This is a genomic window from Aeromonas sp. s2 (assembly GCF_040907935.1).
GTDB classification, from domain to species: domain Bacteria; phylum Pseudomonadota; class Gammaproteobacteria; order Enterobacterales; family Aeromonadaceae; genus Aeromonas; species Aeromonas dhakensis.
Window position 1 is genome coordinate 258,481 of the sequence record NZ_JBFOCR010000009.1, and the last position, 23,263, is coordinate 281,743.

Genomic DNA, 23,263 nt, shown 5'->3' on the forward strand with positions numbered 1-23,263 from the left:
ACCACCGGCACCGTTGTACCCAGCTCGGCTTCGATCCTCTCCAGCATCGCCTCCTCCTGGCCCGGGCTTGCATGCAACAAGATGAGTTGCGGCAACTCGCCGGGGCGGCCCCCGTCAGCAATGGCGCTGCGCAGCAGCTGGCGCACATCGACGGCCCCCCCCGCCTGACCCGCCACACCGTAGGCGCCCTTGTCATCGTAGATGGCCGCAACCGCCACCCCCCGCCCCTGGCGGGCATGGTGGCCGGTCTGGGTCATGACCCCGCCGCAGGAGCTGCAACCGATCAGCCGGGACGACGGGAACTGCTGTTTGAAGTGATGACGCAGTTCCTCGGCATCATGAGCCTGAGTAAAATAGACCAACAACAGCGAAGGGGAATCGGGTGATTGAGCGAGCAGCCGCTCACTGATCTGTCGGGCAGCCAGCAGGGAGGTCTCTTCAAGAGAGTGAGCCGTCAGAAAGTTCAACACCATCTCCTAGTTGTGCATGATGCTGGGGGTAAGCAAAAATCATACCTTAATCAAACAATTATCCCGTTTCATCGACTAGAATGCTCTCACTCGAGACCAACCACAGGACAGCCGCATGTGGCAGAAGAACATCAATGATTTTGACCGGGTCGTCGCCATCGGTGGCGGCCATGGCATGGGCCGCGTGCTCTCGTCCCTCTCGTTCCTGGGATCGCGCCTGACCGGCATCGTCACCACCACGGATGATGGCGGCTCCACCGGACGATTGCGCAAGAGCCAGGAGTGTATCGCCTGGGGTGATCTGCGCAACTGTTTGAATCAACTGGTCACCGATCCCAGCATCGGCAGCCTGCTGTTCGAGTATCGCTTCGCCGGTCGTGGTGAACTGGCCGGCCACAACCTCGGCAACCTGATGCTGCTGGCACTCGACAACCTCTGCGTGCGCCCTCTTGATGCTATCAAGCTCATCAGCGACATGCTGAAAATAGAGTCACAATTGTTACCCATGTCTGAATTTCCCACCGACCTGTGTGCCCACACCGTCTGTGGCAACCAGATCCTGGGGGAAGTCTCCATCGATCAGCTCGATACCCCGCCGCTCTCACTCAGCCTGAGCCCCGAAGTACCGGCCACCCGCGAGGCGGTACAGGCGCTGGAGCAGGCCGACATGATCATTCTGGGCCCCGGCAGTTTTCTCACCTCCATCATGCCCCCGCTGCTGCTGGCGGAGGTGGCGCAGGCCATCAACGAGAGCAACGCCATGCTGGTGTTCATCTGCAATCTGGTGGCGGAGAATGGCCCGGCTGGCCAGCTCAGCCTGCTCGATCAGTGGCGCTGGCTGGAATCACGGGTCGGTACGGGACGGCTCGATGCCATCCTGGCTCCTGCAGGAGAGTACCAACCTGAACTGGCTGGCAGGTTGATCCAGGCCGATCTGGGTGAAGCCGCGCTGCCCCATCGCCATGATCGCCTGAAACTGAAACTGGCCCTGGACAGGGTGATCCAGCAACTGGTCAATCAACGCTAGCGGGCAGGTTGAGTCTGGCAAGTCCGGCGCCCATGCGCCGGCTGCCCGGGCTCAATGGTAGTTGGCAAGGTGGGAGAGCACCTGAGGCAGGGATTGTTCCAGCTCGTTGAGCAGGCGGGCGACCTCGGCCCCATCCGCTTGCTTGCAGGCGAGCTCCAGCGCCATCACCTGCTGATAGCTGACTTGAGCACCGTAACTGCCGCAAGAAGACTTCATGCTGTGGGCAAGCCGGGCCAGAGCCGTCCAGTCCTGACGCTCATAGAGCGGGCGTAGTTGAGTGAGCTGCTCGCCCACCTCCTCGATAAACACCGAGATCACCACCGGCATCATCTCCTGGCCGATATCTTCCGCCAATTGTCGCAATACCTTCTGATCCAGCCACTCCATTTCATCATCCTCCCGTGGTATTCAAACAGACCATACTATAGATGCCCGGCATGGTACCGTCACGTCTGCTTCCCTACCAACAATTAGACCCGCACGGGGCATAGGATGAAAAACGTGATCGAGCTCGCCTAACCAGACAATAGATGGCCGAATTGCAACATAATGGTTGCCAATAAATTAACAATTAAATAACAATGACGACCGTGAGAATGATGCGACTCAGCAACACCTCTCTCATCCCTTTTGCCTGTATGGCTGCTGCGAAGAACCAGGGTAGGATTCTACCCTGGTATTTTTTTACATTGAGATCAGGGTGTTATCACTTCTGATCGGCAGATACCCGCTCACCCAGCCGAAACAGGTTGAACTCGCCAGGCGCCATCCTGACCCAGTCTTCATTGCCGGTCAGCGGCCGCGTGGCAATCAGGGTCACCACATCGTTCGGGGTTGTCTCGCTCTGAAAATCGATGGCGACATCCTCATCCAGCAGACGTGCCTCCCCGAATGGAGCTCGCCGGGTCAACCAGTAGAGGTTGTTGCTGCAATAGGTCATCACGAACTCCCCATCCGACAGCAACATGTTGAATACCCCGAGGCTACGCAGCTCGTCGCACAGGGTCGCCAGATAGCGGAACATGGCGGGGAAATTGGCAGGGCGCCTGGGGTATTTCTGCTCCAGCCGCTCGAGCAACCAGCAGAAAGCGTGCTCGCTGTCGGTATCCCCCACCGGCCTGTGTCGCCCGGTGGCCAGCTTCTTGTAGCCGGTCAACTGGCCGTTGTGGGCAAAGGTCCAGTAACGGCCCCACAGTTCGCGGGTAAAGGGGTGGGTATTTTCCAGCGACACACAGCCACGGTTGGCCTGGCGGATATGACTGACCACGGCGCGGCTCTTGATGGGCAGCGCCTGCACCAGCCTAGCGATGGGGGACTGGGCGCTGGGTTCGGGATCCTTGAAGGTACGAAAGCCCTTTCCTTCATAGAAGGTAATGCCCCAGCCATCCTTGTGGGGTCCCGTCTTGCCGCCGCGCAGCATCAGGCCGGTGAAGCTGAAGCAGATATCGGTCGGCACATTGGCACTCATGCCGAGCAGTTCGCACATAGGCTGCGGGCTCCTTGCTTACTTGATCGTCGCACGTTCAAGGGGTCGCCCGGCGGGGATTCAGAACTCTGCCGGCCGACCTCTTGCACCGGATCACGCTGGCCGGAACATAAACCCGCAGGATTCAGCGGTTCCGGCGCGGGATCACATCCTTACTTGGCCATCTCTTTTTCGACCAGCTGGATCAGGATGTGGATCACCTTGATGTGCACTTCCTGAATGCGGTCGGCATAGCCGAAGTGCGGCACCCGGATCTCCACATCGGCCAGACCGGCCATCTTGCCGCCATCCTTGCCGGTCAGCGCTATCACCTTCATGCCCTTGGCACGAGCCGCCTCGATGGCCTTCAGGATATTGCCGGAGTTGCCGCTGGTGGAGATGCCGAGCAGCACGTCGCCGCGACGGCCGACCGCTTCCACATAGCGGGAGAAGACGTAGTCGTAGCCAAAGTCGTTGGAAACGCAGGAGAGGTGGCTGGGATCGGAGATGGCGATGCCGGCGTAGCCGGGGCGGTTCTCGCGATAACGGCCAGTCAGCTCCTCGGCAAAGTGCATGGCGTCGCAGTGGGAGCCACCGTTGCCACAGGAGAGTACCTTGCCTTCCTGCTTGAAGGAGTCAGCGAGCAGCTTGGCGGCGGCCTCGATGTTCTTCAGATTTTGCTCATCTGCCAGGAACGCCTGGAGCACGCCGGCAGCTTCGGTCAATTCATTGCGGATCAGTTCTTGGTACATGATGTCTCTTCCAAAATATGGGCGGCGCCATTGTCGCACAAGCCAATCCCGGAGTCGCCCCCCGCCCGTCAAGATGGCGCCGGCACTACGTTATGCCGATCACAGAGCCAAGGTAACAAGCTTGTAAACAGCTTGATAAGTTTGTGCGTATGAATTACAACAGAGACCATATCCAACAGGTCAGACCTCTGGATCAGTTAACCCCCAGTTCACCCAATTTCGGCAACTCATGTAAGGAGCGAAAAATGACGACGACCCTCACTCTGCTCGGAGTGATCCTGGTGATCGGCGCCATGGCTTATCGCCGGGCGTCTCTGTTCACCTCCACGCTGGCCACGGCGGCAGCCCTGATTGCCGGCACCCTCTATGGCCACGTTCCCCTGCTGGTCTGGGTACTGTTTGCGGTGATCGCCGTTCCCCTCAATCTGGTGGATTTTCGTCGCAATCAACTGACCAAGCCGCTGTTCAAACTCTACAAGTCCATCATGCCGGAGATGTCCCGCACCGAGAAAGAGGCCATTGAGGCGGGCACCACCTGGTGGGAAGCCGACCTGTTTGCCGGCAACCCGGACTGGAAAAAGCTGCACGCCATCCCGGTCAGCACCCTCTCTGCCGAAGAGCAGGCCTTCCTGGACGGCCCGGTGGAAGAGGTGTGTCGCATGGTCAACGACTGGGAAGTGACCCATGAGCGGGCCGATCTCTCCCCCGAGGTGTGGCAATACCTGAAGGACAACAAGTTCTTCGCCATGATCATCAAGAAGAAGTACGGTGGCCTGGAGTTCTCCGCCTACGCCCAGTCCTGCGTGCTGCAAAAGCTGTGCGGCGCCAGCGCCGTGCTCGCCTCCACCGTCGGCGTGCCCAACTCGCTGGGCCCGGGCGAGCTGCTGCAACACTATGGCACCGATGAGCAGAAGGATTACTACCTGCCGCGTCTGGCGGTCGGCAAGGAGATCCCCTGCTTCGCCCTCACCAGCCCGGAAGCGGGCTCTGACGCAGGCTCCATCCCCGACTTCGGGATCGTCTGCAAAGGCGAGTGGGAAGGAAAAGAAGTACTCGGTATGCGCCTGACCTGGAACAAGCGCTACATTACACTGGCCCCCATCGCCACCGTACTGGGCCTCGCATTCAAGCTGCGTGACCCCGAGCACCTGCTGGGTGACGAGGAAGAGCTCGGCATCACTTGCGCCCTCATTCCGACCCACATCAAAGGGGTCGAGATCGGCCGTCGCCACTTCCCGCTCAACGTGCCGTTCCAGAATGGCCCGACCCGCGGCAAGGACGTGTTCGTCCCGCTCGATTTCATCATCGGCGGCCCGGCCATGGCCGGTCAGGGCTGGCGCATGCTGGTCGAGTGCCTGTCGGTCGGACGCGGCATTACCCTGCCCTCCAACAGCACCGGCGGCGTCAAGATGCTGGCCCTGGCGAGCGGCGCCTACAGCCGCATCCGTCGCCAGTTCAAGCTGCCCATCGGCAAGATGGAAGGGATTGAAGAGCCGCTGGCCCGTATCGGCGGCAACGCCTACATCATGGGCGCCGCCGCCAAGCTGACCGTAACCGGTATCGACCTTGGCGAGAAACCCTCGGTCATCTCCGCCATCGTCAAGTACCACCTCACCGACCGGGCCCAGAAGTGCATCATCGATGCCATGGACATCCACGGCGGCAAGGCCATCTGCATGGGCCCCAACAACTACCTGGCCCGTGGCTATCAGGGCGCGCCCATCGCCGTCACGGTGGAAGGGGCCAATATCCTGACCCGCAGCATGATCATCTACGGTCAGGGCGCCATCCGCTGCCACCCCTACGTGCTGCCCGAAATGCTGGCGGCCAGCCACCCGGATCAGGAGCAGGCCCTCAAGGACTTCGACAAGGCGGTATTCAGCCACGTCGGCTTTGCCATCAGCAACCTGGTGCGCAGCTTCTGGCTGGGTTTGACCGGTGCCCGCTTCGCTGCCGCGCCGTTCAAGGACCAGACCAAGGGTTACTACCAACAGCTCTCCCGCCTCTCCGCCAACCTGGCGTTCCTGTCGGACATGGCGATGGGCACTCTGGGCGGCGAGCTCAAGCGTAAAGAGCGGGTCTCCGCCCGCCTCGGCGACGTGCTGAGTCAGCTCTATCTGGCCTCCAGCGCCCTCAAGCGCTATCAGGACGAGGGTCGTCAGCACGCCGATCTACCGCTGCTGCACTGGGCGCTGCAGGATGCCCTTTTCAAGGCACAGGAAGCGATCGACGAGCTGCTGCGCAACTTCCCGAACCGCTGGATTGGCCTTGCCCTGCGCGCCGTGGTGTTGCCACTGGGGCGCGACCTGAAACGCCCAAGCGACAAGCTGGACAACCAGGTAGCCCGCCTGCTGCAAACCCCGAGCGAAACCCGCAGTCGACTGGCTCAGGGTCAGTATCTCACCCGCGAAGAGGGCAACCCCTTCGGTCTGCTGGAGCAGGCGCTGGACGACGTGCTCTCTGCCGAGCCGCTGTTTGAGAAAGTATGCAAGGCTGACGGCATCAAGCGTCCGTTTATGCAACTGGACAAGGTAGCAGAAGCAGGTCTGACGCTGGGGGTACTCAACCAGACCGAAGCGGACCAGTTGTGTCGCGCCGAAGAGAGCCGTCTGCGCACCATCAACGTCGATGATTTTGATCCCATCGAGCTGGTCGCCAACAAGGCCCTGTTCGAGCCATCGGCCTATCACAGAGCCGCCTGAACGCCTGATAGATAGTCAAACGCCTCCCAAGTGGAGGCGTTTTTTATGGGGCAGGATCAGGATGACGACAAAGAGATTTCACAGATCAAATTTTATTTCCCAATAAGTTTCCTATCCTTAGTGAAGCAGTTAATGTAAGCACAGGATCCCAAACAGGATTGCATGATGGATGACCAAATCCTGATTATTGACGATGACGATCTGCCCCTTCTCGACGACCAGCAGGCTGGATGGAAGGTGATGATTGTGGACGATGAGCCCGAAGTGCATCGCATCACCAAGATCACCCTGAGCAAGTTTGAATTCGATAATAGACCCATTGAATTTTTGCATGCTTATTCAGCCGCTCAAGCCAAGGAGCTGCTCGCCAAGACCCCGGACGTGGCCTTGCTGCTGCTGGACGTGGTCATGGAGGTCGATCACGCCGGTCTCGATGTGGTCAAATTCGTGCGCGAGGATCTGCAAAACAAGATGGTGCGCATCGTGCTGCGTACCGGTCAGCCGGGCCAGGCCCCGGAAGATGACGTGGTCAGCAACTACGACATCAACGACTACAAGGACAAGACCGAGCTCACCTCCCAGAAGCTGCGCACCCTGCTGCGGGCCAGCCTGCGCTCCTATCGTGACATCCGTACCCTCGAGAGCAACCGCCAGGGGCTAGAAAAGGTCATCGAGGCCTCCAAGGGGATCTTCGAGAAGCGGGCACTGCGGCAGTTTGTCGAAGGGGCCCAGGAGCAGCTCAGTGCCCTGCTCAATCTGGAAGATTCACATATCTATGATGTGAAGCAGTATGCCTACGAGGTGCGGGATCAGATCCTGGAACCCTTGCTGCCGGGCCATCCATCGCTGCGTCTGGCCGATGCTCCCGTCATCCTGCGTCAGGCCATGAACAATCGCGCCAACGTCTATGACGGCAACCAGATGGTGCTCTACTGCCAGAACCCCCGCCATCATCTGCTGTTTCACATCGAGACCACTCGCCAGCTCAGCCAGATGGATACGGGCCTGCTCAGCCTGTTCACCGAAAACATCATAGTGGCGCTGGAGAACATCCGGCTCAACGAAGTCATCGCCGACAACCAGCGCGAGATCATCTACCGCATTGGCGAACTGGTGGAGACCCGCTCCAAGGAGTCCGGCCTGCACGTCAAGCGGGTCGCCCTCTATACCGAGCTGTTCTGCCAGTTGCTGGGCATGAGCGAGGAGCAGAGCGAGCTCATCAAGCGCGCCTCTCCGCTGCACGACATCGGCAAGGTGGGCATTCCGGATGCCATCCTGCACAAACCGGGCAAGCTGACCCCGGAGGAGTGGGAGATCATGAAGACCCACGCCCAGTTGGGACAGGATATGCTCTCCGGCAGCGATCTGGCGCTGTTCCAGATTGGTGCCACCATCGCCGGCAACCACCACGAAAAGTGGAACGGCAGCGGTTATCCCCGTGGCCTCAAGGGCGATGCCATTCCGCTGGAAGGGCGGGTGGTGGCGCTGGCTGACGTGTTCGATGCACTCGGCTCGGATCGCTGCTACAAGAAGGCCTGGCCGCTGGACAAGGTACTGGCGCTGATCCAAGAGGAGAAAGGCCAGCACTTCGACCCCCAGCTGGTGGAGCTGATGCTGGCCAACCTCGATAAATTCCTCGAGATCCGCGAACAGCACAAGGATATCTACGTCGGGGAACATTGAGCTGGATGGGTTGTTCAACCACCCCAATAATCTGCCCATATAGAAAGAGCCGCCCTGACAGGCGGCTTTTTGCTGCTTGCAGCATTCCCCTCACCTATTGTTCGGGCAGGTTGAGATCCAGCTTGGCCTCCGGCTTGGCGCTCTCGCTCTCGGCTTTTTGCGATGCCATGGCTTTTTTCAGCGCCCGCCGCTTTTGCAGCACGATGAAGCCCACGCCGCCGAGCAGGAGCAGCAATAATGTGCCAGCGCCCCCCAGCAGCCAGACCAGCCAGCCGCCGCTCTCCTTTTCCTCGAACTTGACCTGGCTCGGAATTGCCGCCGAGGCTTCTGACGCGACAGAGGCGGCCGATGGGGGCGTTGCCAGCACCGGGAAGATATTGAAGGATTTGACCGGCAGGCTCACCTGAATTTCGCGGCCCAAGCGGGTCGTGCCAAACAGGGTGGCCGTCACCTCATATTGGCCGACTTCCTTGATGGCGGAGAGATCCACCTCCACCTTGGGTTCGGTGGCCACCGCATTGAACGGCATGCTGGTCCCGACTGTGCTGCTCGCCTTGCCCTGGATCACCACGGAAGCGGGATCCAGTTCATCCACGTCGATCAGGAAGGAGAGCTTGGCCCCGAACTCCTGGGAGGGAGGCGCCAAAGAGTAACTGACAGGTAGCGGATAGATCAGCACATCCTGATAGCGGGCACGGGAGAAGACCTGATTGCCTGTGCTGTACATGGCCCGGTATTTTCCGGCAGGCACATCCAGCACCGCCTCGGCGGTCATGATGCCGTCGCCTGGCACCTCGTCGAGCCCCTTGCCATCGTCACGATAGTGGCCGAGCACCTCATCGACCACAGGCTCCCCTTCCGGCTTGGCGTCATTGAAACGCTGCAGTCGCACCGTCATGCCGAGATCGGACAGGTAGTAGCCATCCTTGGGCGGCGCGTCGTCGATCAGCAGCCAGGATTTGAGCTTGACCTTCTCCCCCTGATAAAGCTGGGTCGGCAACAGATCGGTTTCCAGCTTGATGTTCGACAGCAGACGCACCCGGTTGTCGGGGTCCACCTCGCCAATGGCCTGCCAGGGGCCCGGCATGGGATTGCGGATGGTGATGAGATCCTGATCCTTGAGCGCCAGCCAGCCCACGTCGGGCGGCGTCACCTTGCTCACATAGAGCTTGCTGCCATCGGGTCGCACCAGGATCACCGACGGAGTGCCCGGCTTGCGCGTCACGATGAAGGTGATCTCCTTCACCCCGTAATCGATGCGAAAGCGATTATCGAGCAGGGGGATGTCGGAGGGGGCAAATACCTCGTTGGCCCCAGCCGTCAGCGAGGCCAGCAGCAGCAGGCCGCCCCATAGCTTGCTCATTGCCGCCACAGGCAGGCTCCTCCCTTCTTCTGCACCAGATCCAGCCGCGCCTCATGCACCGCCTCAACTTCGGCACTGGCCCGGATCACCTTGAGCGGTGGACGGTTGCTCTCCAGTCGCCGGATACTGGTGTCCTGGTTGCTTTCATTCTCGCTGCTCTCGGTGGCCAGGTTCAGTTTGGTCTGGCCACCCGTCATCAACAGGTAGACGTCTGCCAGGATCTCCGCATCGAGCAAGGCCCCGTGCAGGGTACGGTGCGAGTTGTCGATACCGTAGCGATCGCACAGCACGTCCAGGTTGTTGCGCTTGCCCGGGAACAGGTCCCGCGCCATCGCCAGGGTATCCGTGATGCCGCAGATGTCGGCGGTCTTGAAGTTGAGGCCGAGCTTGCTGAACTCATAGTCCATGAAGCTCACGTCAAACGGCGCGTTGTGGGCAATCAGCTCGGCGCCGCGAATAAACTCGATGAACTCGTCGGCAATCTGGCTGAACGACGGCTTGTCACGCAAAAACTCGTCGGTAATGCCGTGCACCTGGATGGCTTCCGGGTCCACCAGCCGGTCCGGCTTGATGTAGACATGGAAGTGGTTCCCGGTCAGCTTGCGGTTGATCACCTCCACACAGCCGATCTCGATGATCCGGTGTCCCAGATAGACGGGGCCACCAGCCGTGTTCATACCAGTGGTTTCAGTATCCAGAATGATCTGGCGATTCAGTTGGGGTGTGCTCATGATCCAATCTATGTCAAACTTCGGCTTTACCCGCTAGTTTACCCCAAGCCTCATGTTAAAACAGATTGATTTGTATACGGATGGTTCCTGCCTCGGCAACCCGGGCCCGGGTGGTTATGGTGCCGTCATGGTCTATGGCAAGCATCGCAAGGAGATCGCCGCCGGCTTTCGCCTCACCACCAATAACCGGATGGAGCTGATGGCCGCCATCATGGGGCTGCGCACCCTGAACGAGCCCTGCCAGGTTCGCCTCACCACCGACAGCCAGTATGTGCGCCAGGGGATCACCCAGTGGATCATCGGCTGGAAGAAGAAGGGATGGATGACCGCCAACCGTCAACCGGTCAAGAACGTTGATCTCTGGAAAGCGCTGGATGCGGAAGTCAGTCGCCACCAGATCGAGTGGCTCTGGGTCAAGGGGCACTCCGGACACCCGGAGAACGAGCGCTGCGATGAGCTGGCCCGCGAGGCCGCCAGCGGCAAACAGCTGGCCGAAGATACCGGCTATCAACCCTGACCGCCTTCCCCTCTGGCACATGAGCCTGATCGGCGGCTGACGACTAGCCGCCCTGGCGCGCCATCCCCGGCGTAGCGATGGAGCCTGGCAGACGCCAGCGACGGCGCACCGGTGTCAGGGGGAAGCGCCGTTTGCGCGCCGCTATCACGTAGACAGACGCAAACGGCCGACAGTAATCCCGCCCCACACTCTCCCGCCACCAGCCAATCCGGCTCTGCTTGCCCATGAACGAATAGCCGAAGCGCTCGTCAAACATCACCTCGCAACCAAGCAGCTGCAACCAGTCGGTGACCCGTGCCGGGGTGAACATGCGGGCGGACCAGGGCAGATGTTGACGCAGGAAAGGCAGGCAGTGGCCGATGCCGACCAAGCTGAGCGGATTGTAGCCGCTGACGATGATCCAGCCATCGTCGGTCAGTACCCGCTCCGCCTCCCGCAGCACCTGGTGCGGGTCGGGCGAAAAATCGAGACAGTGGGCCAGCAGGCAGGCATCCACGCTGCCGGTGCGTACCGGCAAGGCCAGCGGATCCCCCTTGAGATCCAGCAGGCGACCGCCAGGGGCGACCCCTATCTGGTGGCGAATGGAGGAGCAACCGCAGGAGAGCTCGGCGCTCAACGCGCCGACCTTCAGCAGATGATAACCAAACAGATGCGGGCACCAGCTGTCGAGTCGCTCCTGGATCTCGGCCGCTACCCAGTCCCCCATGGGCAGTGCCGACCAGCTGGTCGGGATCTCGATTTGTTGTTCGGTACGTGCCACCTGCATAATAGGGCTCAACTTGGGGTTCGAACGCCATCCAGTTATATAAGATACCCTCCATAAAGAGAAGCAGACTCATGTATCCAGTGATCACAGTTCCAGCCTTTAACGACAACTACATCTGGTTGATCCGACACGAAAATCACTGCCTGGTCGTCGATCCGGGCGAGGCCGCTCCCGTGCTGGAACGGCTGGCCGTGCTGGAGCTGCAACTGGATGCCATCCTGCTCACCCACCACCATCACGACCATGTGGGCGGCGTGGGCGAGTTGCTGGAACATTTTCCCCATGCCCGCCTCTATGGCCCCAAGCTTGACCCCATGCCGGCGTACCACGGCCAGTGGCTCGATGACGGGGATCAGATCAACTGGCACGGCCTGAGCCTCGAGGTGATCCACGTGCCCGGTCACACCCACGGTCACATCGCCTACCACGGTCACGGCATGCTGTTTTGTGGCGACACCCTCTTCAGTGCCGGCTGCGGCCGCCTGTTCGAAGGGACCCCGGCCCAGATGTTCGGATCGTTGCAGCGCCTCGCCGCCCTGCCTGATGACACCCTCATTTATTGTGCCCACGAGTACACCCTCTCCAACCTGCGCTTCGCCCACGCTGTCGAGCCCGACAACCAGGCGATCCAGCAACAGATCGGGCTGATCAGCAAGCTGCGCCAGCAGGGCCTGCCGAGTCTCCCCTCACGGCTGGGAGATGAGAAGCGCTTCAATGTTTTTCTGCGTTGCGAACTGGATTCCGTGAAATTTTCTGCTGAGAAACACGCTCTGAAATGCGTGGAAAATCCGGTAGATACCTTCACGATCCTGCGCCAATGGAAGGATGTTTTTTGAACAAACCTTGATCAGGGGGCCATTGCCCCTTATGATGCGAGCTGTTTTTCCCAAAGATGACCTGAGCGAGATGAAGGTACGAACGGCCTTATTGGCGGCGCTGTTTCTCAGCGGCTGCCAAAACCTGAGCCATCAGGATGACCGGGCGCTAACGGCAATCGAGCCGATCAAGTCCCCCCAAGTCAACAAAAAAGCGTATAAAAAACATTCTGCGCGCTTCCTGTTCGGTGACGAACAGATCGACGAACTGGATGACACCGATAACCTGTGGGTGCGTATCAGCGATGATATGCAGTTTGATCCGCAGGAGAACGATCGTGTCCGCCAGCAGCGTGATTGGTTGTTGCGCAATGATAAGCATCTGGCGACCATTGCCAGCCGGGCTGAGCCCTACCTGTATCTGATGGTAGAGGAAATCGAACGGCGTGAGCTGCCAATGGAGCTTATTACCATTCCCATGATCGAGAGCATGTTCGATCCCCACGCCCGTTCCCGCAGCAATGCGGTGGGTCTGTGGCAGTTCGTTCCTGCGACCGGCAAGAACTTCGGCCTGCGCCACGACAACTGGTACGACGGCCGCCGCGATGTACTGGCCTCCACCAATGCCGCGCTGGATTATCTGGAGTACCTGAACCGTTTCTTCGACGGCGACTGGTTGCAGACGCTGGCCGCCTACAATGCCGGTGAAGGACGGGTGCGCAACGCCATCATCCGCAATCAGAAGGCTGGCCGACCGACCGACTACTGGTCGCTCGATCTGCCTCGCGAGACCCGGATGTACGTGCCCAAGATCCTGGCCATGGCTGACATGATCCGCAATGCGGACAAGTACAATGTCACCCTGCCGGTGCTGGCCAACAAACCGCAACTGCGGGTGGTCAACACAGGAGGTCAGATCGACCTGAACGTGGCAGCCCAGCTGGCGGGCCTGCGCCCGGCCCAGCTGAAAGAGGTCAATCCGGCACTGACCCGCTGGTCGACCTCGCCCAAGGGCCCCTATCGCCTGCTGGTACCGGTTGAATATGCCGATACCCTGGAGCTGGCCCTGGCCGACCTGCCGCAGAGCGAGCGCATCCGCACCCGCTCCTATCAGGTTACCAGTGGCGACACCCTCTCCCGCATCGCCCAGAATCACGGGGTGAGCGTGCAGCAGATCAAGCTGGCCAACAACCTGCGCAGCAACAACCTGCGCCGTGGTCAGACCCTGATGATCCCAACCAGCGGCAGCAAACAGGTAGTCAGCCAGAGCGTCCAGAGCAAGCCACAGCAGCTCGCCAGCCGTGGCAGCGGCAAGATCCAGTACAAGGTACGGGCCGGCGACAATCTGTGGAGCATCAGCCAGGCACACGGGGTGACCCATGACGAGCTGGCCAAGTGGAACGGTCTCAACGCCAAATCGGCCCTGAAACCGGGCATGAAGCTGGTGGTCTGGCCCAAGCAGGGCAAGGGTGGCAACAAGTCCATGGTCTATCAGGTGCGCCGCGGCGATTCCCTCTCCTCCATCGCAGCCCGCTTTCAGGTCGCCGTGATGGACGTGATGCGCTGGAATCAGCTGGGCAAGAGCGATTACCTCAAGCCGGGTCAGGAGCTGACCCTGTTCGTGAAGAACAACAGCTGATCGTTCATCACTTCATAAAAAATACCCCGCCTGATGCGGGGTATTTTTTATCTGGAGCAGGGCTCAGGGGGTGATGGCCTGGGCCGCAAAACGGGCCACGATGGGATTGTGATCCGAGGCATCGGTCGCCGGGCTGCTCACTTCCACCAGATCCAGATTGCGGTAGTAGAGGTGATCCAGCGGCCGGCCAAACGCGGTCCGGCGCAGATCCGGCATCGGGATCGCCTCCTGCAGCCCCAGATCGCTTACCAGCCGCTTCAGCCAGAACTCCCGCTTGTCGCTCCAGGTATTGAAATCCCCGGCCAAAATGACGGGCCCCTGGTGACGATGAATGAGGGCGGTCAGATCGTTGATCTGCTCGCGAAAGGTCGCCATCCCCAGCTCGAAGTTGACCGCATGCAGGTTGACCACCAGCACACCGTCAGGATCCCCCTGCAACGGGTAGAGGCTGACCAGACCGGATTTGGGGATGCGCAGCAGCGGCTCGGGCGAGCGCACGCCGCACACGAACGCCTGCGGCGTCTTGGCGACCGTCATGACACCGAAGGAGACGCCGCCCTGAGTAAAGGCTTGCAATTGCTGCCACTGAAAATCACCGGCCTTGAGCCACTCCAGCATCTCGGGGCGGGTCGCCGACTCCTGCAACAGCACCAGATCCTGGGCCTTGGCATACTCGTCCAGCCCCTCGCGCCAGTTTTTGCGTTGACCCTTGTAGAGATTCCAGACGGTAATGCCAAACTCGCGGGGCAAGGCGGTGGAGGCCAGCGCCACCAGCGGCGGCTTCTGGCAGCTGGCGCCGGGGATGATACCCTGCGCCGTGACCAGGTGATCCTGATCCGGCACCTCGAAACAGCCGACCAGTCCCAACGTCAGCAGCGACGTACCCAGAATGCGATAACTATTTTTCATTGGCTAACAACCACCTGCCTCTGCATTGTGTCATGACCATCCCAAACGTCATCGCTGCCGACTAGGCTCATAACTCGTGTTCGGCCCGGCTCATCCAGAAGGAATTCAACGATGGCGAGACAGCACCAGTACCGCGTGACGTTTTATGATCAACAAGGAAATTGTCATCAAGTGGAGCTTTCCACCGTCTATCAGATCAGACGGGATCCCCAGTGCGATCTCTGCCTGTTCGACACCCAGCAGTGCGTCGGCTCGGAAGAGATGCTGGAACGCATGATACGGCAAAAAACCGGGTTTGAGCAGGAAATATCCATCATCAACGCCCGGCTTATCTGACCCGGATCAGACCGGTACCGGGCGGGATTTTCCCTGTTCGTCGATGGCGACATAGGTGAAGATCCCCTCGGTGACGCAGTAGCGCTGGGCTTCGTTTTCACGCAGCACCGGCTTGACCCACACCTCCAGCTTCAGTCGCATGGAACTGCGGCCAATCTTCAGACAGCGCCCGTAGCAGCACACCACGTCGCCCACCTTGACCGGGCTGTGAAAGGTCATGCCCTCGACGGATACGGTACAAATACGTCCTTTTGCCAGCTCCTTGGCCATGATGCCCCCACCTATATCCATCTGGGACATGATCCAGCCCCCGAAGATATCGCCATTGGGGTTGGTATCGGCTGGCATTGCCAGGGTTCTCAGCAACAGTTCCCCATCGGGGTGACGTCTTGTATCTACCATCATTACCGCTCTCTCTATATGGATGGCGGCATGATAGGGGGCGAGCTCCCCCTTGGCAAACCTCAATTGCCCGTCAAACGGCAGGCCCGACCAAGGAGCGGAGCCGCCTGTGCCTCACCGCCATACCCACGCATAGCACCGGGCAGTATGTTCAGAGCCCCTGGGCTGCCAGCTCGGCAAACCAGTGCGCCGGATCGGGCCAGCGATAGACAAACCCGCGCTGCTCGCAGATGCGCTGCCCCTCGACGGGGGCAAACCGGCCGGCCGGCTCGATGAAGATCGGGGCCGGCAGGCCCAGCTGGCGCGCGGCAAAGGGATAGAACTGCTCCCGGCGCGGGTGCACTGGCGCACTCAGGTTGTAGGCATCCCCATCCTTGCCCTGTTCCAGCAGCAGCAGGCAGGCGGCCACCACATCATCCAGATGCACCAGATTCACCGCCTGGCCGCCCCCCTCCAGGGTCTTGCCTGCCAGGAAACGGCCGGGATGGCGCTCTGGCCCGTAGAGCCCGGCCGGGCGCAGCACCATGGAGCATGCAATGCCGGCCCCCATCGCCGCCTGCTCGGCGGCCAGCATCCGCATTCCGCGCTCGTGGGCAGGCATGGGGTGTTCATCCTCCCCCTGTCCCGGCGCCCAGACCGAGGTGGCGCTCACGAACAGCAAGCGCTGCACGCCGACCCCCCGCGCCAACTCGGCTACCCGCGCGATGGCGGCCGGGTAATCCTCGACCTTGCTCGGCGGCACGCAGATCACCAGCTCGCGGCAGCGAAACGGCAGGGCCGCCAGTCCGTAGCCCAGTTGCAGCGGCCAGGCCTTCACCCCCTCTGCTGTCAGCTGCGCGGCTTTTTCGGCCGAACTGACCGTCACCGCCACCTGGCGCCCCTCGGCCTGCAGCGCCCGGGCCAGCGGCAGTCCCAGCCAGCCTGCCCCCACGATCCCGGTCTGGTATTCACGCTCTGTTGTCATGACAAAATCCTGGCAAAAAAAACGGCCATCCATGATGACCGTCGAAAGTAACGAAGGAAATAGCTGGATTAACCAGTTACCTCCCACAGCGGGAAAATCGGGAGCGCAGGCTCCTAATTCGTGGGGCCTATGCTAGTGGCAGGCAGTCCAAAAAGCTTTGAAGCGGATCACAGTTGAAAAGGATTTCTGAAAACGCTTTCAATTTTTCAGCAAAATTCGGGAGCGACATTGGCCCATTCAGGGCCAATGTCGGCCACTCAGGCGACGGATTCCCGTCTGACCAACTCGGCCTCGAACTTGAGCTCCAGCCCCTCGGCCGGCTTGTGATCCAGCAGGCTCAGCGCCAGTTCCGCGGCCCTGCCGCCCATCTCCTCGATGGGGTAGCGCACCGTGGTGAGCTTGGGATAGATGTAGCGGGCATAGGGAATGTCATCAAAACCCACCACCGAAATCTGCTGCGGGATCTTGTATCCCCGCTCCAGCAAGCAGGAGATGGCCCCCGCCACCATGGCGTCGTTGAAGCCGAGCACGGCAGTAAACTCGACGCCCCGATCCAGCAGCTCGCCCATCGCCACGTAGCCACCGTTCTCGTCGGCAAAGGCGCGGCCGATGAGGGCAGGATCAAGAGCGATGCCGGCCCGCTGCAGGGCGTGGTGATACCCGGCCATCCGTTGCTGGCCATCGACGAACTCTTCATCGTCCGAGGTGACGAAGGCAATCTTGCGATGACCTGCATCCAGCAAGTGCTGGCAGGCGGTGGTGATGCCGGCCTGGTTGTCCAGCCAGACGCAGCGATCTTCGGCGCCCGGCACCTGGCGGTTGATGAAGACCACCGGGGTGCTACCCGCCACCAGCTCGCTCAGCTCCTGGTCGGGCAACGCCTTGCTGTGCAGGATCAGCGCATCGCACTGGCGCTGCAGCAGCGCCTGGATGGCGTGACGCTCGCGCACCTCGTCGTGATTGCCGGACATGACGATGGTGAACTTGTCCGCCTTGTCCACCACGCTCTCGATGCCGCGCATCATCTGGGCGAAGAAGGGGCCACCACACAGATCCCCCACCAGCACGCCGATGCAGTTGGAGCGCTTGCTGACCAGCGCCTGAGCAAAACTGTTGGGACGAAAATTCAGTTCCTTCATGGCCGCCAATACGGCCTCACGCTTTTCTGGTGCCACCTGCGCCGTGTTGTTGATGACTCGCGACACAGTTGAAATGGACACATTAGCCAACCGGGAAACGTCTTTAATCGTTGCCACTATCAATTCCTTTGTTGGGGAAGCCTGTCTGTGTTGAACGGGCGATTATAACGAACCTGCCAGACCAAGAGAGGGCGCCCGATCACCTGGCAGGTTTCCTTTTGTAACAAAACCTTATGGGATAATAACCATTTTGGGGAAGGAATGGGAATCCGGCTGCCGCCCAGGCGGCAGCCGTCTCAATAAGCGTGACTCAGCTCGCGCTCGGACATGAAGCGCAGCGGCTGCTGCAGCTTGTGCTGATAGATGAGGTCGAACGACAGCACGTTCTGCACATAATTGCGCGTCTCCTTGTAGGGAATGCTCTCGACCCAGACATCCATCGGCTTGTCCGCACTCTGATCGCGCCAGCGTTTGACCCGGCCGGGGCCGGCGTTGTAGGCCGCCGCCGCCAGGATCCGGTTGCCGTCATACACATCCAGCAGCCGCTTGAGATAGGCGCTGCCAAGGCGAATGTTCATGGCGGGATCAAACAGCTGCTGCTCGTTGCGATAGGGCACCCCCAGCTTGCTGGCCGTCTCCTTGGCGGTGGTCGGCATCAGCTGCATCAGTCCCCTCGCCCCCACTGGCGACTGTGCCAGCGGGTAGAGCGCGCTCTCCTGCCGGGAGATGGCGTAGAGCAGACTGGTGTTCATGGTCCGTTCCTGCGCCATCTGGGAGAAGGTGTGCTTGAGCGGCAGCGGGAAGCGCAAGTCGAGGGCATCCCAGGCCTCGGCCCGGATGCTGGCCAGAATGGCCAGTTCATGCCAGCCCTGGTTGAGGGCGATGTGGCCGAACTCGAGGCGCTGGGCCACCGGATTGCGATCCATGTTGTGGATCCACTCCGCCCGCGCCGCCGTGATCTCGTTCATGTCGAGCAACTCGCGCACCCGCAGCAGGAAGGGCCAGCGACTGCTGGCGGTGCGCCAGTCCGGCACCTTGTGCGCCACGCTCTGGTTCTTCATCCGATAGGGCACGCCGGTGCGCTGCGCCGCCATGAAGCCGTAGAAACCGCGCAGATTGGCGGTCTCCAGATAGAGATCCCGCGCCGGTTTCTGTTGGCCCTGCACTTCCAGCGAGCGCGCCAGCCAGTAGCGCCATCGATCCTCCTTCTGCAGGCCCATGGGCATGCGCTTGACCCAGCCGGAGAGCCCTTTCCAGTCCTGCTCCCAGATGGCGAGCCTAGCCCGCAGCTCCAGCAGATCCGGGTCGGCCTGGCGCACTACGGTGGCATCCAGCCAGCTGCGCTGGGCAGTGGAGCGGTCCAGCAGCAGCCGTCTGGCCACTGCCCGTTCCACCGGTTTGAGCTCGGCGGCACTCAGTGCAAAACGCGAGCGCAGATAGCCGAGCTGCCCCAGCACCGCCTCCGGCTGCTGGTTGGCATAGCGGGCAAGTCCCAGCAGCAGCAACTTTTTGGAGGGGGCTGCGTTAGTGAAATAGGCAGTGTTCATCGCCTTGGCGGGCTGCTCGAACAGGGTAATCATCTGATCCCCATAGGCCTTCATGCCGCTACCGAGCTGGGCGCCGAGGTGGCGGATGAGATTCGGGTTCTCCGCCTCGAAGGCCAAGGTCATGCGGGTCCAGATCTTCTCTTGGGTGCGCAAGCCCGCCTGCTGCCAGAGCTGGAACAGGGGATCGCAGGCATCGGGACGGGACTGGCCGCTCAGCCAGAGCTTGCCCGCCTCCTGCAGCGCCTGGCTCTGCTGGCCTGTGTAGTAGCGCGCCTGATAGTGCATGCAGAGCAGATCGGTGGAGTTCGGCTTGGCCGGGTAGAAGCGCAGGAACTGGGACCACTGCTGGCTCTGGGCCAGATAGGTGAGGTAGCTGCGCTCCAGCCGGTTGGATTGCGGGGTGTCGCCATGCTCGCGGATAAAGCGAGTCACGTCGTCATAGTCCGCCGCCCCAGGCCGGAAGGCCAGCTGGTAGTAGTCGAGATAGGGCAGCAGCGGATAATGAGTCAAACGGGCACGAATTTGCTGAAAACGGGCCTGATCGTCGGCCCGCACCGCGTCATAAGCCTGGCGATAGAGAGATTGTTCCAGGGTCTGCGCCGCCACCTGCGTCAGCAGCCCCGGCACGCACAGCGCCGATAAAATGATTCCCTGCACGGCTTTCACGAGAGACGTCTCCATTGAGAGGCAATGCCACCGCCCGTTGGCGGTGGTGTCATATTCCCTCATTCTACCCGTTAACCCCGGGGGCTACAGCTCGCCGGCGAGACTATTTTTACTCGCCGCTGGCGAGGCTTTCACTGCGGGCGAGGCGCCGCACGTAGCGCTCCAGGTAGGTCACCGGCAGTGGCTTGGAGGCCAGGTAGCCCTGGTAGAAGTGGCAGCCCTGGGCCTGCAGAAACTCCAGCTGCTGACGCGACTCCACCCCTTCCGCCGTCACGTTGAATCCCATGTGACGCGCCATGGCGATCACCGCCTCGACGATGGCCATGTTGTCGCCATCGCGCGGTATGTCCTGGATGAAGGAGCGGTCGATCTTGAGCTCGTCCGCCGGCAGCCGCTTGAGGTAGCTCAGGGAGGAGTAACCGGCGCCAAAATCGTCGATGGCAAAGCTGATGCCGAGCGCCTTGAGCTCGCTCATCTTGCTGATGGTGTCTTCTGCATGCCCCAGCACCACGGATTCGGTGATCTCCAGATTCAGGCTGGCGGGATCCATGCCGGTGGAGGCCAGCACGTCGTGGATCCGGTCGACAAAATCGGCGGCGTGAAACTGTTTGGCACTGACGTTGACCGACAGCTGCGGGATGTGGATGCCGTTCTCCTCCCAGCGCACGTACTGGGCGCAGGCCTCGTACAGTACCCAGTTGCCGATGTCGACGATAAGGTCCGTCTCCTCGGCGATGGGGATGAACTCGGCAGGGGACACCAGCGCCCGACCTGGCGGCTGCCAACGGATCAGCGCCTCGACGCCGATGATGTCGCCCCCCTCCACCATGTGCTGGGGCTGGTAGTAGAGGGTCAGCTCCTGCTGGTTGAGGGCGCTGCGCAGCTCGTTGTGAATGAGCAGCCGGCGATCCGCCTGCAACTGCATGGAGGCGTCGAAGAAGCGCCGGGTCTTGCGACCGGCCGACTTGGCCTGATACATGGCGGTGTCCGCCTGCTTGAGCAGATCGTCCACCCCCTGCTCACGGCCGGGGAAGAGGGTGATGCCGACACTGGCGCCGATGTGCAGCACCTGACCCGCGTGGTTGTAGGGGGCCGCAATCTCGCTGATGAGCCGCTCGGCGATGAGATCGGCCTGCATCTCCGCCTGGGGGGGACTGGCCGAGAGGGAGGGCAGCAACAGCACGAACTCGTCGCCGCCAAGGCGCGCCAGACAATCCCCCTGGCGTACCAGTCGCTTGAGCCGGCTGGCCACCTCCTTGAGCAGCCAGTCGCCGGTGGCGTGGCCGAGGGAGTCGTTGATGGTCTTGAAGTGGTCGAGATCGATGAACAGCAGGGCGCCGATCAGATAGTCGCGGCTCGCCTCGCCAAAGGCGTGGGCCAGGGTCTCGTGCAGCTGGCGGCGATTGGGCAGGCCGGTCAGCTCGTCGTAGTAAGCGAGATCCTGGATGCGGCGCTCGGCCTCCTTGCGCTCGGAGATATCCTCGAAGCAGATGACGAAGTGGCTGATCGCCCCCCTGTCATCCTGCACCGGGGTGACGATTTCCCACTGCGGATAGGGATAGCCATCCGCGTGCAGGCGCTGGGTCTCCCCCTGCCAGCGGCTCAGGCTGCCGAGCTCGTAGCCAAGCCCCCCCAGCCCGCACCAGAGATCGTTTCCAAGGTGCAAACCGATCACCCGCTGGCTGTCAAAGCCGGTGATCTGGCTGAAGGCGTGGTTGACCCGCAGGATCTTGAAGTCGGGGTCGGTGATGATGATCCCTTCGTGGGTTTCGAAGGCCACCGCCGAGAGGCGCAGCTGGGCGTCGCTCTGCAACCGCTCCAGCTCCGCCACCATGCGCATGGAGAAGGTGGTCAGCACCGAGCCCAGATTGGGGATCGCGCTCTGGTCGGAGAAGAGCAGCGCCAGGTGCCCCAGCAGCTGGCCGTTGCGATCGCACAGGGGCAGGCCGTAGTAGCCCTGTCCTGCCTTGAAGCCGGCGCAGTGCAGATGCTCGGCGGTGAGCGGCAGAATGCAGGTCTCGCCGCGCTGGTAGACCTGTTGGCACGGCATGCCCGCCAGCTCGTACTCCTTGAGGTCGATACCGTGACAGGCCAGCACCTTGAGCCGCTCGCTGCCGGTGCGCTCCGCCAGCCAGACCGCATCAGCCACCAGAATGTGGGCAAGCTGGCTGACCAGGGTATTGAAGAAATCGAGCCCGGTCCGGGCGGAGAGCGCCTGGGCCAGCTGGGTCAGCAGAGGGTCTTGCAGCAGTGGCAGTTGCTGGGAGAGATCGGCAGGCAGCTGGGTGCTGCGGGTGGTGTCGAGCGGCGCAATCCAGCCACAGCACATCTGCTGGGCCGGTACGTACTGGCCGCTCCAGAGCACGTGACGCACCTCGCCGTTCTCGTCGCCGAGGTGGCCGATGAACTGGGCCGGTTGCTGGGAGTGATAGAGTCTGGCGAGAAAGTCGGCAAAGCCGGCCTCGTCATCCGCCGCCAGTTGCCCGAACCAGGGGTGAGGCCCCTCCCCTTGCCAGAGCTGGTAGGAGGCATGATCGGACAGGCTCCACTGGGCATGTTGCCGATCATAAAACCACATCATCTGAGTGGCTTGCTGTTTCATGTACTACTCCAACACCACAACAACCACGTTCAAGTCCCTGACGACTCGATAGCGCCCACATTCTCAGCGCGCACGTCGGCAAGGGCGGTGCGGGGGGAAGTGCGAAAGATGCGAGACTAAGCGGTGAAAACCGGACATGAGGTCGACATGCGGCGCTGCCACGAAGGGACAGAAACGATCCAAGTTTCCCCATACTGCCTGCCTGTTTCGTCGAGCTCAAGTGCTTTTTGGTGCAGAACGGGAAAAGATCACAATTTCCCCCTCCCCTTCGCAGCAAGGCGCCATTTAGTGACACAGATCACATTTTAATGTTCAGCCATGAGTAATCTGAAGGTGAAGACACAAGCAATACGACCCGAAGGGGGCCAATATGAAAATCGAAATTACCAGCAAAATCATCGAGATCACCCCGGCTATCCGCGAGCGCATTGAATCCCGCTTTGACAAGCTCGAACGTCTTCAGGTGCCTCTTATCACACCCCATGTGATTGTCTCCAAAGAGCGTCTGATGTTTATCGTTGAAGCCACTGCTGGCATCCCCAACGGCAAACTGTTTGCCCAGGCAGAACATGAGGACTTGTACGCCGCCATCACCGAACTGGGGCAAAAACTGGAGCGTCAGATCAACCGCCACACCGAGAAACCCATCGCCCGTCGCTCTGCTGCGGCCGGCAAGGAAGTCCCGCTGCCGGACGAAGCCGACGCCTGATCCAGGGCACGACACATCCATCACACAAAAGGCGGGGTCTCCCCGCCTTTTTGCTGCCT

The 23,263-nt window shown here is 61.0% G+C and carries 21 protein-coding genes; 8 read left to right on the forward strand and 13 right to left on the reverse strand.

Annotated elements, in window-relative coordinates; genetic code table 11:
• Positions 1 to 473 (reverse strand): FIST N-terminal domain-containing protein (locus tag AB5Y81_RS06140; RefSeq protein WP_368146599.1); only part of this gene is annotated, 473 nt, incomplete at its 3' end.
• A gap of 112 nt (positions 474 to 585) precedes the next feature.
• Between AB5Y81_RS06140 and yvcK the strand changes: the two genes are divergently transcribed.
• On the forward strand, positions 586 to 1,497 hold the full coding sequence (gene yvcK / locus AB5Y81_RS06145; protein ID WP_005299302.1) for a uridine diphosphate-N-acetylglucosamine-binding protein YvcK: 912 nt from the start codon (positions 586 to 588) through the stop codon (positions 1,495 to 1,497).
• A 51-nt stretch (positions 1,498 to 1,548) separates the two neighbouring features.
• Here yvcK and AB5Y81_RS06150 read toward each other — a convergent pair whose 3' ends face one another.
• The 3 genes from AB5Y81_RS06150 to lpcA all read right to left on the reverse strand — a co-directional run bounded on the left by AB5Y81_RS06150 (position 1,549) and on the right by lpcA (position 3,714).
• Positions 1,549 to 1,884 carry an Hpt domain-containing protein gene (locus AB5Y81_RS06150; RefSeq protein WP_005299299.1) on the reverse strand — a complete coding sequence of 112 codons (336 nt, stop codon included), beginning with the start codon at positions 1,882 to 1,884 and terminating at the stop codon, positions 1,549 to 1,551.
• 319 nt (positions 1,885 to 2,203) lie between these two features.
• Positions 2,204 to 2,983 (reverse strand): class II glutamine amidotransferase, encoded by a 780-nt coding sequence (locus AB5Y81_RS06155; RefSeq protein ID WP_005299296.1) that lies wholly within the window; start codon positions 2,981 to 2,983, stop codon positions 2,204 to 2,206.
• Positions 2,984 to 3,135: 152 nt separating this feature from the next.
• A complete protein-coding gene (gene lpcA, locus AB5Y81_RS06160; RefSeq protein WP_005299294.1) occupies positions 3,136 to 3,714 on the reverse strand; it encodes a D-sedoheptulose 7-phosphate isomerase in 579 nt (192 codons plus the stop codon).
• A 245-nt stretch (positions 3,715 to 3,959) separates the two neighbouring features.
• Between lpcA and fadE the strand changes: the two genes are divergently transcribed.
• Together fadE and AB5Y81_RS06170 are read left to right on the forward strand one after the other, a co-directional pair.
• Positions 3,960 to 6,416, forward strand: a complete 2,457-nt coding sequence (gene fadE / locus AB5Y81_RS06165) for an acyl-CoA dehydrogenase FadE (RefSeq protein ID WP_279484575.1) — start codon at positions 3,960 to 3,962, stop codon at positions 6,414 to 6,416.
• Between the two features lie 165 nt (positions 6,417 to 6,581).
• Positions 6,582 to 8,099 carry an HD domain-containing phosphohydrolase gene (locus AB5Y81_RS06170; protein ID WP_005299285.1) on the forward strand — a complete coding sequence of 506 codons (1,518 nt, stop codon included), beginning with the start codon at positions 6,582 to 6,584 and terminating at the stop codon, positions 8,097 to 8,099.
• Between the two features lie 94 nt (positions 8,100 to 8,193).
• On the opposite strand, the gene AB5Y81_RS06175 is transcribed toward AB5Y81_RS06170, so the two are convergent.
• Both AB5Y81_RS06175 and dnaQ read right to left on the reverse strand, forming a co-directional pair.
• Positions 8,194 to 9,462, reverse strand: coding sequence for a TIGR03503 family protein (locus AB5Y81_RS06175; RefSeq protein ID WP_279484576.1), 1,269 nt, complete (start codon positions 9,460 to 9,462; stop codon positions 8,194 to 8,196).
• The gene (gene dnaQ / locus AB5Y81_RS06180; protein ID WP_042007981.1) at positions 9,459 to 10,193 is read right to left on the reverse strand and encodes a DNA polymerase III subunit epsilon; all 735 of its coding nucleotides are present in this window, start codon (positions 10,191 to 10,193) and stop codon (positions 9,459 to 9,461) included. Before dnaQ ends, AB5Y81_RS06175 begins: the two co-directional genes overlap by 4 nt.
• Positions 10,194 to 10,245: 52 nt before the next feature.
• Between dnaQ and rnhA the strand changes: the two genes are divergently transcribed.
• The gene (gene rnhA / locus AB5Y81_RS06185; protein ID WP_005299276.1) at positions 10,246 to 10,710 is read left to right on the forward strand and encodes a ribonuclease HI; all 465 of its coding nucleotides are present in this window, start codon (positions 10,246 to 10,248) and stop codon (positions 10,708 to 10,710) included.
• A 43-nt stretch (positions 10,711 to 10,753) separates the two neighbouring features.
• On the opposite strand, the gene AB5Y81_RS06190 is transcribed toward rnhA, so the two are convergent.
• On the reverse strand, positions 10,754 to 11,476 hold the full coding sequence (locus AB5Y81_RS06190; RefSeq protein ID WP_279484577.1) for a class I SAM-dependent methyltransferase: 723 nt from the start codon (positions 11,474 to 11,476) through the stop codon (positions 10,754 to 10,756).
• A gap of 71 nt (positions 11,477 to 11,547) precedes the next feature.
• Here AB5Y81_RS06190 and gloB point away from each other — a divergent pair, with 71 nt between their 5' ends.
• Together gloB and AB5Y81_RS06200 are read left to right on the forward strand one after the other, a co-directional pair.
• Positions 11,548 to 12,312: a hydroxyacylglutathione hydrolase gene (gene gloB / locus AB5Y81_RS06195; protein ID WP_017781805.1), complete on the forward strand. Its 765-nt coding sequence runs from the start codon at positions 11,548 to 11,550 to the stop codon at positions 12,310 to 12,312.
• A gap of 70 nt (positions 12,313 to 12,382) precedes the next feature.
• Complete coding sequence (locus AB5Y81_RS06200) at positions 12,383 to 13,930, forward strand: LysM peptidoglycan-binding domain-containing protein (RefSeq protein ID WP_054545192.1); 1,548 nt, start codon at positions 12,383 to 12,385, stop codon at positions 13,928 to 13,930.
• A gap of 63 nt (positions 13,931 to 13,993) precedes the next feature.
• On the opposite strand, the gene AB5Y81_RS06205 is transcribed toward AB5Y81_RS06200, so the two are convergent.
• Entirely contained in the window at positions 13,994 to 14,839 is an 846-nt protein-coding gene (locus AB5Y81_RS06205) for an endonuclease/exonuclease/phosphatase family protein (protein WP_005299265.1), read from the reverse strand.
• 111 nt (positions 14,840 to 14,950) lie between these two features.
• On the opposite strand from AB5Y81_RS06205, the gene AB5Y81_RS06210 reads away from it, so the two are divergent.
• Positions 14,951 to 15,175 carry a hypothetical protein gene (locus tag AB5Y81_RS06210; protein ID WP_005299261.1) on the forward strand — a complete coding sequence of 75 codons (225 nt, stop codon included), beginning with the start codon at positions 14,951 to 14,953 and terminating at the stop codon, positions 15,173 to 15,175.
• Positions 15,176 to 15,181: 6 nt separating this feature from the next.
• Here AB5Y81_RS06210 and yciA read toward each other — a convergent pair whose 3' ends face one another.
• The 5 genes from yciA to AB5Y81_RS06235 all read right to left on the reverse strand — a co-directional run bounded on the left by yciA (position 15,182) and on the right by AB5Y81_RS06235 (position 22,495).
• The gene (gene yciA, locus AB5Y81_RS06215; RefSeq protein WP_024942822.1) at positions 15,182 to 15,580 is read right to left on the reverse strand and encodes an acyl-CoA thioester hydrolase YciA; all 399 of its coding nucleotides are present in this window, start codon (positions 15,578 to 15,580) and stop codon (positions 15,182 to 15,184) included.
• 148 nt (positions 15,581 to 15,728) lie between these two features.
• Positions 15,729 to 16,541, reverse strand: coding sequence for an NAD-dependent epimerase/dehydratase family protein (locus tag AB5Y81_RS06220; RefSeq protein ID WP_368146601.1), 813 nt, complete (start codon positions 16,539 to 16,541; stop codon positions 15,729 to 15,731).
• A gap of 257 nt (positions 16,542 to 16,798) precedes the next feature.
• Positions 16,799 to 17,797, reverse strand: coding sequence for a LacI family DNA-binding transcriptional regulator (locus tag AB5Y81_RS06225; protein ID WP_026458828.1), 999 nt, complete (start codon positions 17,795 to 17,797; stop codon positions 16,799 to 16,801).
• A 179-nt stretch (positions 17,798 to 17,976) separates the two neighbouring features.
• Positions 17,977 to 19,893 carry a transglycosylase SLT domain-containing protein gene (locus AB5Y81_RS06230; RefSeq protein ID WP_279484580.1) on the reverse strand — a complete coding sequence of 639 codons (1,917 nt, stop codon included), beginning with the start codon at positions 19,891 to 19,893 and terminating at the stop codon, positions 17,977 to 17,979.
• A gap of 109 nt (positions 19,894 to 20,002) precedes the next feature.
• Positions 20,003 to 22,495: a bifunctional diguanylate cyclase/phosphodiesterase gene (locus tag AB5Y81_RS06235; RefSeq protein WP_024942825.1), complete on the reverse strand. Its 2,493-nt coding sequence runs from the start codon at positions 22,493 to 22,495 to the stop codon at positions 20,003 to 20,005.
• Between the two features lie 370 nt (positions 22,496 to 22,865).
• Here AB5Y81_RS06235 and raiA point away from each other — a divergent pair, with 370 nt between their 5' ends.
• Complete coding sequence (gene raiA, locus AB5Y81_RS06240; protein WP_005299242.1) at positions 22,866 to 23,204, forward strand: ribosome-associated translation inhibitor RaiA; 339 nt, start codon at positions 22,866 to 22,868, stop codon at positions 23,202 to 23,204.
• Positions 23,205 to 23,263 lie beyond the last annotated feature (59 nt).